The sequence below is a fragment of the Plantactinospora sp. BB1 genome (assembly GCF_003030385.1).
Classification (GTDB): domain Bacteria; phylum Actinomycetota; class Actinomycetes; order Mycobacteriales; family Micromonosporaceae; genus Plantactinospora.
Window position 1 is genome coordinate 4584318 of record NZ_CP028159.1, and the last position, 13226, is coordinate 4597543.

Annotated in this window: 10 protein-coding genes; 5 read left to right on the forward strand and 5 right to left on the reverse strand. The window is 70.5% G+C overall.

Annotated elements, in window-relative coordinates; genetic code table 11:
- Positions 1 to 3: 3 nt before the first annotated feature.
- Positions 4 to 810: a MerR family transcriptional regulator gene (locus C6W10_RS20040; protein WP_234361346.1), complete on the reverse strand. Its 807-nt coding sequence runs from the start codon at positions 808 to 810 to the stop codon at positions 4 to 6.
- A 39-nt stretch (positions 811 to 849) separates the two neighbouring features.
- Complete coding sequence (locus C6W10_RS37440) at positions 850 to 1128, reverse strand: hypothetical protein (RefSeq protein WP_159104673.1); 279 nt, start codon at positions 1126 to 1128, stop codon at positions 850 to 852.
- A gap of 675 nt (positions 1129 to 1803) precedes the next feature.
- On the opposite strand from C6W10_RS37440, the gene C6W10_RS20050 reads away from it, so the two are divergent.
- The gene (locus C6W10_RS20050) at positions 1804 to 3354 is read left to right on the forward strand and encodes a non-reducing end alpha-L-arabinofuranosidase family hydrolase (protein ID WP_107259509.1); all 1551 of its coding nucleotides are present in this window, start codon (positions 1804 to 1806) and stop codon (positions 3352 to 3354) included.
- Positions 3355 to 3492: 138 nt separating this feature from the next.
- Here C6W10_RS20050 and C6W10_RS20055 read toward each other — a convergent pair whose 3' ends face one another.
- Positions 3493 to 5568, reverse strand: coding sequence for a glycoside hydrolase family 36 protein (locus C6W10_RS20055; protein ID WP_107259510.1), 2076 nt, complete (start codon positions 5566 to 5568; stop codon positions 3493 to 3495).
- 476 nt (positions 5569 to 6044) lie between these two features.
- Between C6W10_RS20055 and C6W10_RS20060 the strand changes: the two genes are divergently transcribed.
- From C6W10_RS20060 to C6W10_RS20080, 4 genes are all read left to right on the forward strand, one after another.
- Entirely contained in the window at positions 6045 to 6809 is a 765-nt protein-coding gene (locus tag C6W10_RS20060) for a GntR family transcriptional regulator (protein ID WP_107259511.1), read from the forward strand.
- A 391-nt stretch (positions 6810 to 7200) separates the two neighbouring features.
- Complete coding sequence (locus tag C6W10_RS20065) at positions 7201 to 8502, forward strand: D-tagatose-bisphosphate aldolase, class II, non-catalytic subunit (RefSeq protein WP_234361347.1); 1302 nt, start codon at positions 7201 to 7203, stop codon at positions 8500 to 8502.
- The gene (locus C6W10_RS38030; protein ID WP_199853697.1) at positions 8499 to 10736 is read left to right on the forward strand and encodes a BadF/BadG/BcrA/BcrD ATPase family protein; all 2238 of its coding nucleotides are present in this window, start codon (positions 8499 to 8501) and stop codon (positions 10734 to 10736) included. The genes C6W10_RS20065 and C6W10_RS38030 overlap by 4 nt, the downstream gene beginning before the upstream one ends.
- A gap of 10 nt (positions 10737 to 10746) precedes the next feature.
- Positions 10747 to 11712: a DMT family transporter gene (locus C6W10_RS20080; RefSeq protein WP_107259515.1), complete on the forward strand. Its 966-nt coding sequence runs from the start codon at positions 10747 to 10749 to the stop codon at positions 11710 to 11712.
- A 150-nt stretch (positions 11713 to 11862) separates the two neighbouring features.
- On the opposite strand, the gene C6W10_RS20085 is transcribed toward C6W10_RS20080, so the two are convergent.
- Together C6W10_RS20085 and C6W10_RS20090 are read right to left on the reverse strand one after the other, a co-directional pair.
- On the reverse strand, positions 11863 to 12630 hold the full coding sequence (locus C6W10_RS20085) for a hypothetical protein (protein ID WP_159079122.1): 768 nt from the start codon (positions 12628 to 12630) through the stop codon (positions 11863 to 11865).
- On the reverse strand, positions 12615 to 13181 hold the full coding sequence (locus tag C6W10_RS20090) for an RNA polymerase sigma factor (protein ID WP_107259519.1): 567 nt from the start codon (positions 13179 to 13181) through the stop codon (positions 12615 to 12617). Before C6W10_RS20090 ends, C6W10_RS20085 begins: the two co-directional genes overlap by 16 nt.
- Between the last annotated feature and the right edge of the window lie 45 nt (positions 13182 to 13226).

Below are 13226 nucleotides of genomic sequence, written 5' to 3' on the forward strand. Positions count from 1 at the left end.
GGTTCAGCCTCTTTCGCTGGTCGAGATGGGGTAGGTGACGTCGAGGAGCGCGCCGTCGGTGCCGGGCCGGATCTCGACCGGGCTGGCAAGGCTGATCACGTGGTTCGCGTCGATCCACGCCTCCAACGTCTCGTAGGCGCGCAGGATGTCGGGGAACCCGGCGTCGGCTTCGGCGACCGGCAGGTAGACGTCGGTGCCGGCCGGCGACAGCCGGATCCGCAGGTCGTCGACGGGTTCGATGGAGCCGGTGAACGGCACCGCGACCTCGACCGGTCCGTCGCCGTCGTGGGTGACGAATCCGTGCAAGTGCACCAGGGTCGGCCCGTCGTGCGGCAGGCCGGTCGCCTGCAGCCGGGCGCGGATGCGTTGCTGCGCGTTGGTGACGAAGGTGTCCAGCTCGCCGATGTGCACGCGCCGTTCCTGGCACAACAGCTTGCGTGGTGGCCTCACTCGCAGTCTCGGAGGGGCGGTGATCGGTGCGGCGGCACCGTCGAGGGCCTCGATCAGGTCGCGCCGGCGCCGCAATTGAGCCTCCTGGGCGGCCAGCCATGCGCGCAGCTCGGCCTGGCGACGTTCTGGGCTCAGCTCGATCAGAGTGGCGATGCGCGCCAGCGGCAGATCGAAGGTGCGCAGCCGTGCGATCAGCCGACCGCGGGCGATCTGGTCACGGTGGTAGCGGCGGTAGCCGGTGGCCGGGTCGATGCCGACCGGTACCAGCAGGCCCTGCTCGGCGTAGAGCCGCAGCGCCTTCGACGACAGCCGGGTCGCTGCGCCGAACTCGCCGGGCAGCATGAGTTCCGCGTCGTTCACCCGCCCAGCGTGGGCCATTCCCTTGGGGCGAGGTCAAGCTCATTCGCCTCCGCCTCCGCCTCCGCCTTCTTCATCCTGCCGGTAGATCTCCCGGGTGGCCGGGTCCCAGGGGATGCACCAGCGTCCTCTGGGACCGCGGCGGGCGGGTACCTGGCCGAGGCGCAGCCAGTTGTAGACCGCGTCGGCGGGGATGCCGAGTTCGGTGGCCGCCTGTTTGACGCTGACTTCGCCGTCGTGGACCGCGACGGTCCGGGGCCCGGGGATCTTGTAGACGTGCCGCAGGGACGCCATGTTGGCGGCGGTGTAGGGCTTGCCCATGCCGGTGGTCAGGCCGGCGGTGTTGAGCAGGTCGGCGAGTTGACCGCTGGTGTGGGTGGCGCGGGTGCGGGTGTTCCCAGGTGATCGAAGCGGGACGCACCTGCCGTCGTCCGCCCCGGTGACGACGAGCGGTCCGGACGGCTCGCCCCGGAGCCAACGTGAACCCCCACCCCCGGGCGTCGGGAGAGTCGCGACCTTCCGACACCGGCATCGATAACAAGAACTCGCGGTTTGATTTCCCGCATCGATTCGATTCTCTGTGCCGAAAAATGTTATCAGCCAACGCGGTAAACGTCGGGTTCTCCGACGTAGGGCGTCGTCGGTCGTACGGATGCCGGCTGCGGTACACGCATTGATGTTCACCCCTTGAATACCTCGAAACAGTCTGGCAATATGCCGTACATCCGTCGCCTGAGCGGCTCTCCCATGTCTCACTTGATGCCCGTGAGGCCATGCGGCCGGTCATGTTAGCGGTAACACTGTTCGGTTTCCGCACCCCGGGAGGAGAGCGCGAAAGCGTGGCCGGGCAATGAAGACGCCCATGCCGTCACACCGAAATGACGGACGGCGTCGCCGGTCAGCCACGCTTCCGCACCGTCCAGGGAATGCGAGGAACCCCACCACCGCCACGCGTGGCGCACCGCGCCCGGGTGGTTCCGGCAAAGGAGAAAGACTATGGATGTCGTGGCGCAGGCGCCACCAGTCACGCCGGCTCCAGGACCGGCCTGCCAGGGTACGGTCCGCGTCCCGCGACGCCGCTGGCGGTCCGGGCTCGTCGTCGCCGTGGTGTCCGCCCTCGTCGCTACCGCGGCGGTCGCGTTCGGTCCGGCTCCGGCGTCGGCTGCGACGGTCGACACGAGCGCGTGGTACGTGCTGGTCAACCGGAACAGCGGCAAGGCCCTGGACGTGTACAACCTGGCCACGAACGACGGCGCGCGGATCACCCAGTGGGCACGGAACGACGGCAACCAGCAGCAGTGGCAGTTCGTGGACTCGGGCGGTGGCTACTACCGGCTGCGGTCCCGGCTCTCCAACAAGGTGCTGGACGTCTACAACTTCTCGACCGCGAACGGTGCCACCATCGTGCAGTGGGCCGACAGCAACGGAACCAACCAGCAGTTCCGGCTGGCCGACTCCGACGGCGGCTACGTCCGGTTGATCAACCGAAACAGCAACAAGGCGGTGGAGGTGCAGGGCGCCTCGACCGCCGACGGCGGAAACGTCGTGCAGTACGACGACTGGAACGGCACCAACCAGCAGTGGCAACTGGTACGCCTCAACGGCGGCGGCACCCCCACCACGCCGCCGCCGACGGGCAGTTGCAACCTTCCGTCGACGTACCGGTGGTCGTCGACCGGGGCGCTGGCGCAGCCGAGGTCGGGGTGGGTGTCGCTGAAGGACTTCACCCACGCTCCCTACAACGGCAGGCAACTGGTCTACGCGACGACGCACGACACCGGAACGACGTGGGGCTCGATGAACTTCGGCCTCTTCACGAACTGGTCCGAGATGGGGTCGGCGAGCCAGAACGCGATGCCGTTCGCCGCTGTCGCGCCGTCGCTGTTCTACTTCGCCCCGCGCAACGTCTGGGTGCTCGCCTACCAGTGGGGTGGACCCGCCTTCTCCTACCGGACCTCGACCGACCCGACCAACGTGAACAGCTGGTCGGCACCCCAGACGCTCTTCACCGGCAGCATCTCCAACTCGGGCACCGGACCGATCGACCAGGCGGTCATCGGTGACGGTACGAACATGTACCTCTTCTTCGCCGGGGACAACGGCCGGATCTACCGGGCCAGCATGCCGATCGGGAACTTCCCGGGCAGCTTCGGCTCGAACTACACGACGATCATGACCGACTCGACGAACAACCTCTTCGAAGGCGTCCAGGTCTACAAGCTCCAGGGCCAGAACCGGTACCTGATGCTCGTCGAGGCGATCGGCGCACAGGGCCGGTACTTCCGCTCGTTCACCGCCACCAGCCTGGGCGGCACCTGGACCCCGCAGGCCGCGACCGAGGGCAACCCCTTCGCCGGCAAGGCCAACAGCGGCGCCACCTGGACCAACGACATCAGTCACGGCGAACTGATCCGCAGCAACGCGGACCAGACCATGACGGTGGATCCCTGCAACCTACAGCTGCTCTACCAGGGGCGTTCCCCCAACTCCGGCGGCGACTACGGCCTGCTGCCCTACCGGCCCGGCCTGCTGACCCTGCAACGCTGACGGCGTGATCGGGCCAGCTGTCGCAGCACCTGCGGCCCGTGGCGCTTGAGCAGGAAAACGCCGCGCCGGCGGTGGGAGACCCGAACGGATCTCCCACCGCCGGCACCCCTGCTCGGCAGGCGCAACGGTGCGACCCGGTCAGCCGACGGGTTCGGCCACGACGAGCTGGAACTTCTCGAAGGTCAGCCGCACCGTGTTGTGCCGGGCGTCGACGGTGCCCAGCGAGACGCCGTTGAACGGGTCGGTCAGCCGGTACCTCCCCCGGCCCAGGCCGCGCAACTCGACCGTCCCGTCCCACTGGTCGGCGTAGAAGGCGTAGTGCAGGGTCCCCCGCCTGGTCACCACGTGCGCCTCGGGCTTGTCGAACCCGATGTCGTACAGCTCGCCCCGGTACTCCCCGGCGGGCAGCATGTGCCGCTGGTACAGGCTCACCCACTTACGCCAGAGCGCATCCTTCTCCGGGGTGAGCACGTTCTCCTCGTCCGGGCCCGTCGGGTAGGTGAACTTGGTCGACAGGACGGCGCCCACGCCGTAGCTCGACGCGAAGTCGTCGCCGCCGTCGCTCAGTTCGACATGGTCGCCGGCATAGCTGGCGCCCTCGCCCATCAGCGCCTTCATCGTCTTGCCCTTGGTCCGCACCTGGTACGACGAGGTCGGGTCGGAGCCCGGGTACTGGTCGATGTAGGGCAGGTTGTGGAAGGCGAAGGCGGTGCCGCAGGGGCAGAGCTCGACGACCGCGTCGCGGTTCGCCCGGTGCGCGGCCTCGTACACCGCCTTCCAGAACTGCGCCAGGCCCTCGGTCGACTCCTCGGGGCGGGCGTGCCGGTGCGCCGGGTTGTAGCAGGGTGTGACGCCGTTGAGGTGCTGGCCGTCGATCTTGAGTCCCTCGTAGCCCCAGTCTCGGATGAACCTCTTCACCTGTGCGACGAAGTAGTCCACCGTGGGCTGGTACGCCGGACAGAGCGTCCAGGCGTTCCACCAGGTCACCTTCTGCATCTTGCCGTCCCGGTCCAGCAGGAGCATGTCCGGGCGCTCCTTGAACAGGTTGCTCTCCGGATCGGCCGCCAGTGGGGCCCACCACAGCCGCGGTCGCAGGCCGGCGTCCCGGATCCGCCTGGTGAAGGCGCGCATGTCCGCCTCGCCGCGCGGGAACTTCGCCGGGTTGAGGTCCCAGTCGCCCTCGTTGGTCTGCCAGCCGTCGTCGAGGACGGCCCACTTGAGGCCGACCTCGCGCACCTTGGGGAGCGTCGCGATGACCTGCTCGACGGTGAAGTCGCGCTCGTAGCCCCAGGCGCACCAGATGGGGTCGAAGGCGGACTTGGGTGACCGGGGAGCCCGCTGGCCGATGTCGCTCATGTAGTCGCGATAGCGCTGGAGCGGCACGAAGTGGTCGCCCGGGTGGGCGGTCAGGAACGTGGTGTCGGTCGCCAACTCCTGGCCCGGCTTCAGGGTGACCGGGGTGTCGCCCTCGACCGCGATGCTCGCGCCGTCGCGGGTCTTGCGGACCGGCAGGCGCAGGATCCTCGCCACGGGCTCGACGTGCCCGACGGAAATGCCGGCGCCGGAACGCCAGACGGTGGCCATCGGGGTACCGCCGCCGTAGTCGGAGGAGTCCATCCCCAGCGAGTTCTTCTGGTCGAAGCCGTCCGGCACCGGCTGCACCCAGTCGCGACGGTCCTCGTAGGTGGTACCCGAGAAGGTGTAGAAGCCGCCGGGCTTCTCCAGCAGTTCGTGCGCGCCGCTACGCCACCCGGTGACCGTCAACTCGGCGCCGGAGATGTTGGTGTAGGTCACCCTCATCACGATCATTCCGGTCAGCCGCTGGTAGGAGGTCAGCTCCACCGTCTTGCGTACGCCCGCCCTGGAGTCGCCCCGGACGGTCACCGTCACGCCCACGCCGTGCCGGGGGTGCCGGATACGGCGGGTCTGGTGTCCGCGGTAGCGGAAGTCGGCGACGGTCGTACCGCCCAGCAGCAGGGCTTCGCTGGCGTCGAAGCGCGTGACGTCGACGCCCTTCAGGGCCACCCGGGTGTGCAGTTTGTCGTCGAACTCCAGGGTGATGGAGGTGTCGCCGACCCCGACGACGTCGGGACCACGGTTCGGCGCGGCGGCTGCGGGTGTGGCGCCCACACCCGTGGTCAGGGCAGGCAACGCGGCCAGGCCGGCGCCGCCCAGTGCCACCTTCAGTACGCTCCGCCGCTTCATCTCGGTCATGTCGAACTCTCTTTCGGGCTCGTTGCGCACCTTCGGGCTCGTTGCGCAGCTTTCGACAACCAGGCGCGCCGTTCGCTCACCCGTTGTTGATCATCTAGATCGAGCGCCCCCGACGGGCCGGTACGGCCTGCGGTGTCGAAGCGAGGTCAGGGTGGTTCCAACGGACTGCCGCACCGCCGTCTGGTTCACGGGTGGATGCGCGGAGCAGACCGGAGGGATGTCGACTGTCGACCCGGCACGCTGGCGGCGACAGGATCGAGCAGAAGCTCACTCATCGAGCGTTCCCCGTTCGCTGCGGGATGGTCTGCTCGACGAACGTAAGTGGTATAGTCTTGGCTTGTCAATGGCCGGTTCTCGGTAGTTTCTTGGTTTGGCCACCCTGGCCCGACCCGAGCCGGTGGGCCGCCTGCGGGCGACCGGCCGCAGGATCGACTGAACTGGTATGGTTGGCTGGTATGACTGTTGCGAGGACGCGGATGCCCCGTGGCCTGTTCGCCGACGACGCGCTTCCGCTCTACGAGCGCACCGCCGGACAGCTACTCGACGACCTACGTGCCTCCGCCGCCCGCGCAGGTGACCGGTTGCCCTCCGAGCGGGCGCTGGCGACCCGGTACGCCGTCTCACGCGTGACACTGCGAGCCGCCCTCGCCGACCTGGAGGCCCGCGGCGTCGTACGACCGGCGTCCTCGCGGGGATGGTTCGTCGCCGACCTCGACCAGTTCCCCGAGCCGGCGACGGCGCCCACCACGGCAGCCCCCCAGGTGCAGGGCCTCGCCGACTTCGCCCGGCTCAACGGTCTGACGCCGAGCAGCCGGGTTCTCTCCGCCACGGTTCGCCCGGCGACGGTGTCCGAGGCCGAGAGTCTCCGCATCGCTCCCGGCGCCGACCTCTTCGACCTCCACCGCCTGCGCTTCCTCGACGGCCTGCTGGTGGTCCTCGAACACAACCGGCTGCCGTTGGCCGCCTGCCCGGCCCTGGCCGAGACCGACTTCAACACCGCCTCGCTCTACGCCACGCTGCGCGCGGCGGACCCGCCGCAGACGCCGCGCGTCGCCGACTACTCGTGCGAAGCCCGCCACCCGACGCCACGCGAGATCGAGCTGTTCGAGATCGCCGAGACCATGCCGATGCTCGTCGCCACCACGCTCACCTTCAACCAGGCGGGCCGGCCGATCGAGCTGACCACCCAGGTCTACCGGGGCGACCGCTACCGCTTCCGAGCCTCCATCACCAATCGGTGACGACGACCGCCGGACGGTAGCCGAAGCAGGGCGGGTCGCCGCCGTATCACCGGCCGCCGGGAGCGGTCGCCCGGCGCCGCGCCGACCCGTTCCGGCGGGTGGTCGGCCGGTCTGTCGATGATGGACGGTCGGTAGCGGTACCGGTTGCGGCAGGTCGCCACCCCACTTCACCTTGGTAGGCCGTGCCGCCGCTGTCCGACGGCGCTGTCCGACCGCTCTGTCCGACGCCTCGGTTCGCGGCCGGGCCCGGCTGCGACGACCCACCGGGGGTGGTCGGCTCCGGCTTCAGATGCGTCGTACCAGATTGCGACCACCTAGACAGTAGCCGACCAGAACGAATACCAGTATGGTCCATTACCAGCTTCGGAACGCCGAGGAGGAGGAGTCGCCCGTGAACAACCCGCTCGACACGGTCATCGCCCTGCACAAACGGGGGGAACCGGTCGGCATCACGTCGATCTGCTCCGCCCATCCACTGGTCCTGGAGGCCGCGATGGCACAGGCCCGGGAGGACGGCGACCTGCTGTTGATCGAGGCGACCTCGAACCAGGTCGACCAGGACGGCGGCTATACCGGTATGCGACCGGCAGACTTCCGCGACCTGGTGTACCGGGCCGCCGACCGGGCCGGGCTGGCTCGGGAGCGGATCGTTCTCGGCGGCGACCACCTGGGCCCGAACCGGTGGCGTTCGTTGCCGGCGGAGCAGGCCATGGCCCGCGTCGACGTGCTCGTGGCGGCGTACGTCGAAGCCGGATTCACCAAGATCCACCTTGACTGCAGCTACCCCTGTGCGGACGATGCGACCCCGTTGCCCGACGAGGTGATGGCCGCCCGGGCCGCCCGGATGCTCGCGGTCGCCGAACGGACCGCCGCCGCGATCGGCCGGACCGGGGAACTCCGGTACGTCATCGGCACCGAGGTCCCGGTGCCCGGCGGTGCCGAGGAGACGATCGAGGAACTCCTGCCCACCACCGCCGAGTCGGCCCGCGCCACCCTGGCCCGGCACCGGGCGGCCTTTGCCGCGCAGGGCCTCGAAGAGGTCTGGCCCCAGGTGATCGCCCTGGTGGTGCAGCCGGGCGTCGAGTTCGACCACCTCCGGGTGGTGGACTACGACCGGGACCGCACCAAGGACCTACAGCGGGTCCTCGACGACGAGCCGACGATGGTCTTCGAGGCGCACTCCACCGACTACCAGACCGTCCCGCGACTCGCCGCCCTTGTCGAGGACCACTGGGCCGTGCTCAAGGTCGGACCCGGGCTGACCTTCGCGCTCCGGGAGGCCCTCTTCGCGCTGGCCGCGATCGAGGCCGAACTCGTCGCGGAGCCCGACCGCTCGAACCTGCCGGAGGTGGTCGAGCAGCGGATGCGCGCCGAGCCGGGACAGTGGGCGAAGTACTACACCGGCGGCGCCGCCGAGCAGCGCCTCGCCCGGCGGTACAGCTACAGCGACCGGATGCGCTACTACTGGCCGGACCCGGAGATCGAGGGCGCGCAGCGGCGACTGCTGGCCAACCTGACCGGCCGGGAGATCCCGCTGCCGCTGCTCAGCCAGTACCTTCCCGACCAGTACCGGCGGGTCCGCGAGGGCACCCTCGGCAACCATCCCGGCGAACTCGTCCTCGACCGGATCCGGGACGTCCTGCGCGGCTACCGCCAGGCGGCCACCCCCGCGCGACCGGGGCGGGCGGCATGAGCACCCTTCTCGGCCACGACCCCGAGCACCTGCGCCGGCTCGGCGCCCTCGACACCAGCCGGGAGATCGCCCAGCAGCCGGCCGTGTGGCGGGAGATCGGCCGGATGGCGGCGGAATCGGGTACGCCGACCGCCACGTTCCTCAAGCCGCTGCTCGAACGGCCCGAGCTGCGCATCGTGCTCACCGGAGCGGGCACCTCCGCGTACGTCGGGGAGGTGCTGGCGCCGGCACTGCGCCGGCGGCTGGGTCGCCGGGTGGAGGCCGTCGCCACCACCGACATCGTGGCCGACCCGCTGGCCTGCTTCGCCGAGGACGTCCCGACCCTGCTGGTCTCCTTCGCCCGTTCCGGGGACAGTCCGGAGAGCGTCACCGCCCCCGAACTGGCCACCGAGGTACTGACCGACTGCTGGCACCTGGTGGTGACCTGCAACGGGCAGGGAAAGCTCGCCCGCCAGCACGCCGACCGGCCGACCTCGCAGGTGCTGCTGCTGCCCGAAGCCGCCAACGACCGGGGTTTCGCGATGACCTCCAGCTTCACCGGCATGGTGCTGGCCGGCCTGCTCGCCCTCGGCGGCCCCGACGACGCCCTGGTGGAGCGGCTCGCCGGCGCGGCCGAGGAGCTGCTGACCACCCGGCCGGCCGCGGCCGCCGACCTCGCCGCCCGGGGCTACTCCCGGATCGTCTACCTCGGCAGCGGTGCCCTGCACGGCCTGGCCCGGGAATCCGCCCTGAAGGTCCTGGAGCTGACCGCCGGTCGCGCGGTGGCGCTGGCCGAAACCGCGCTGGCCTTCCGGCACGGGCCGAAATCCGTACTCAACGAGCAGACCCTGGTCGTCAGCTACGAGTCCAACGACCCGTACACCAGCCAGTACGACCGGGACATGGTGGCCGAGCTGCTGCGGGTGATTCCCGAGCGGAACCTCGTCACCGTCACCGGCCGTGCCGGGCGGCGAGCCGGGGACGACGACAACGGCTGGCTCCTGCCCGACGTCGGTGACGTGGACGACGCCGCGCTGGCACTGCCGGCGGTGATCTGCGCGCAGCTGATCGGCCTGCACTTCTCCCTGGCGCTCGGCTGTACCCCGGACAACCCCTTCCCGGGCGGGGAGGTCAACCGGGTCGTCCAGGGCGCGATCATGTACCCCCTGGCCGGCCAGCACACGGCGGGGCCGACGACACCGGCGGCCCGACTCCACTCCTCCGGCCCGGACGGCGACCGAGCCTACGCCCAGCAACGCCACACGGAGGTGAGACAGATGTTCCTCGGCGTGGACGGCGGCGGCACCAAGACCGCCTTCTGCCTACTGAGGGCGGACGGCACGATCGTGGCCCAGGCGACGACCGCGAGCAGTTACTACTTCGGCGAAGGCATCGACCTGGTCACCCGGGTCCTCGAGGAGGGCGTCGGCGCCGTCTGCGCGACGGCCGGCATCACCCCGGCCGAGATCGACTTCGCGTTCTTCGGCATCCCGACCTACGGCGAGGTCAGCGACGACGTCGGCACGCTGGACGCGCTGCCACGGGAGATCCTCGGCCACCACCGGTACCGGGTGGACAACGACATGGTCTGCGGCTGGTCCGGTTCGCTGGGCGCCGTGGACGGCATCAACGTGATCAGCGGTACCGGATCGATGACCTACGGCGAGCGGGCCGGTCGTGGCCTGCGCGTCGGCGGCTGGAGCGAACTCTTCGGCGACGAGGGCTCGGCGTACTGGATCGCCATCCGGGGCCTCCAGGCGTTCTCCCGGATGAGCGACGGTCGGCAGCCCGCCGGCCCGCTCCTGGACGTCCTGCGCGACCACCTGAAGCTCGCCGCGGACCTGGACCTGATCGACGTCGTGCTGAACCGGTGGCACGGCGATCGCGGCAGAATCGCGGCGCTGAGCGCCCTGGTCACCGGCGCCGCCGACCGGGGCGACGAGGCGGCCGCGGCGATCCTGGCCGAGGCCGGCCGGGAACTCGCCCACCTGGTGGAGACCACCCGGAGCCGGCTCGGCTACTCCGCAGACGAGCAGGTGCTGGTCTCCTACTCCGGCGGCACCTTCAACGCAGCACAGGTGCGCGCGGAGTTCCGGGCGCACCTGCACACGCTGCACGACCGGTACGACCTTCGTCAGCCGATGTACCCACCGGTTGTCGGTGCGGCGCTCTACGCCGCGAAACAGGCCCGCAGCCCGCTCCGCGCAGACGCGCTCGAGCATCTCCGGACCGCCCCGCCCGCCACCGCTGCCTGAGGAGGCGCAGATGCCAACGACTATTTCCCGCATCAGCCGGAGCTGGATCCCGTACGCGGGACTGCTCGTACTTTTCTGGGGCGTCTGGGGAGCCTTCTCCGCCGTCCCGACCAGCGACTACGGCTACCCCGACGGCATGGTCTACGTCGTCTGGTCGCTGACCATGATCATCCCGGCCGTCGCCGCGCTGCGCGGCAACCGGCTGGACCGCCGCCCCATCGCGGCCGGCTACGGCCTGCTGGTCGGCCTGACCGGTGCCGGCGGCCAGTTGCTGCTGTTCAAGGCGCTCACCATCGGCCCGGCCTACCTGATCTTCCCACTGATCGCGCTCTCCCCGGCGATCACCGTGCTGATGGCCATGGCGCTGCTGCGGGAGCGCATCCCCCGGCTCGCCATGGTCGGCGCGGTCGCCGCGCTGGTCGCGGTCGTGCTGTTCAGCGTCAGCGACGGCGACGGATCCGCCACCGGCGGAGCGTGGCTGATCCTGGCCATCGTGGTCTGTGTCGCCTGGGGTGTGCAGGCCTACTTCATGCGCAAGGCCGCCACGGTCGGGGTCAACGACGCCACCACCTTCACCTGGATGACGATCAGTGGCCTGCTGCTGGCGCCGATCGCCATCTGGATGGCCGGCGGCCTGGCGCTGGACGCCCCCTGGCAGGCCCCGTCCCTCGCCGCGGTCACCCAGCTGCTCAACGCCGTCGGCGCGCTCTTCCTGGTGATGGCGTTCAGCCGGGGCAAGGCCTCGATCGTCGCCCCCACGACCAACGCGCTGGCCCCGGTGCTGACCGTGGTCCTCTCGCTGGCCGTCTACCAGAAGGTGCCGTCGGTCTACGCCACGATCGGCATCGTGCTGGCCATCGTCGGCTCCACCCTGATGGTCTACGCCGACGAGAAGCGCGGCGAGGCCCTGGCGGCGGGGGCGGCCAGCCCGACCACGCTCGACCGGGACGGCACGCCGGACGTCGCCGTACCCTAATCGCCACACCGGTCCCGCCGGCCGCCGGTCCGGACCTGGTCCGGACCGGCGGCCGGATTCGCGGGCGGCGGGAATCGAATCGGGCGGTGACCGGGTCGGTGTCCGTCCGGCCGTGGCGACCCCCGTCGGGACCGCCCCGGCCGGAGGTACTCAGGGCAGTTCGGAGGGGCGGTAGCCGGTCGTTCCGTCGGCGGTGTGCACGAGTACGGTGAGGCGGTCGACCTCGCCACCCTCGGGCCCCGGCCACCACGCCGCCCACCAGCCGGCCTTCACACTGGCCCGGAAGAGCCGGCCGTCGTCGAGCCGCACCTCCACCCCGGTGACACCCGGGCCCACCAGGCCGACGATGTTCGACCACATGCTGTCGCCGCTGCCGAGGGAACTCATCGTCTCCAGGTTGACCATGCTGGCCGGCGGGGCGGGCAGGGGCCGGCTGTCGGCCAGTGCCATGGAGGCGAACTGGTCCCCGTCCACGCTCAGGCACTCCACGACGCTGCCGCTGCTCTTCTTCAGGATGAGCAGCGTGGCGACCCCGCGCTGCTCGGCCAGGAGCACGTCGGCCGGGCGTACCGTCGACGAGCCGCCGACCTCGTTCGCGCCGCACGCCCGCGCCTGCGGCAGCACCTGCTCGCCGGTGCGCGAACTGGGCGTGGCCGTCCAGGACGCGATCGCCTGCTCGGCCGCGCCCGGCAGCAGCGCGGGCACGGCCAGGGCCGCGACGACGCCCGCCGCCGCCGCGGCAACGCCCACCCCCAGCCAACGCCGCACCGGCCGCCGGGCCGGCTTCCGGGTCACCTCGCCGGCCATCACCCGCTCGACGTACGCCTGCGAGCGCGCCCACTCCAGCTCGGTGGGGGTACGCTGCCGCGCCGGGTCGAGCACGGCCAGTTGCTCCAGGTCCTTCATGCTTGGGTCCACGACTGCTGCTCCTTGAGCGGGTGGGGGCGGAGAGACGAGCGGGTGGCCGGTCCGGCCGGTTCCAGGGCGGACCGGAGCCGTTGTCGCGCCCGGCCGAGCCGCATCGCGAACGTCGACCTCCGGCAGCCCAACACGACGGCCGCCTGCTCGGCGGTCAGGCCGTCGAACGCGACCAACGCGAGAACCTCACGGTCCGCCACGCTCAGGGTGGCCCAGGCGCGCGCCAGGTCGATCCGTACCGCCGCACCCGAGGACTCGTCGGAGAACTCGCGCGCCTCCGACGACCCCAGCCGTACGTCCAGCGCTCGGCGTCGCAGCCAGCCGCGCGCCTGATTCGCCATGGTTCTGCGGGCCACGGCGAAGAGCCACGGCCGGGTGTCGTCCGGCAGTTCGTCGAAGCGCCGCCAGGCGGTCAGAAAGACCGTCGACACGATGTCCTCGGCCTCGCCGGTCGGTACCCGCCGCTCGACGAAACGCAGCAGATCCGGGTACGTGTCCAGGTGCAGGGCACGGAAACGCTCCTCCCGGGCGCCAGGGTCAGCTTCGCTCATCTGGGTTTCCTTCGTCGTCCATACCCCCTACCTGTCCGGCTCGGC

Coding starts and splice junctions, on each gene's coding strand:
- C6W10_RS37440 (WP_159104673.1), bottom strand. CDS start 1,128: ATGGGCAAGCCCTACACCGCCGCCAACATGGCGTCCCTGCGGCACGTC.
- C6W10_RS20050 (WP_107259509.1), top strand. CDS start 1,804: ATGGATGTCGTGGCGCAGGCGCCACCAGTCACGCCGGCTCCAGGACCG.
- C6W10_RS20055 (WP_107259510.1), bottom strand. CDS start 5,568: ATGACCGAGATGAAGCGGCGGAGCGTACTGAAGGTGGCACTGGGCGGC.
- C6W10_RS20060 (WP_107259511.1), top strand. CDS start 6,045: ATGCCCCGTGGCCTGTTCGCCGACGACGCGCTTCCGCTCTACGAGCGC.
- C6W10_RS38030 (WP_199853697.1), top strand. CDS start 8,499: ATGAGCACCCTTCTCGGCCACGACCCCGAGCACCTGCGCCGGCTCGGC.
- C6W10_RS20080 (WP_107259515.1), top strand. CDS start 10,747: ATGCCAACGACTATTTCCCGCATCAGCCGGAGCTGGATCCCGTACGCG.
- C6W10_RS20090 (WP_107259519.1), bottom strand. CDS start 13,181: ATGAGCGAAGCTGACCCTGGCGCCCGGGAGGAGCGTTTCCGTGCCCTG.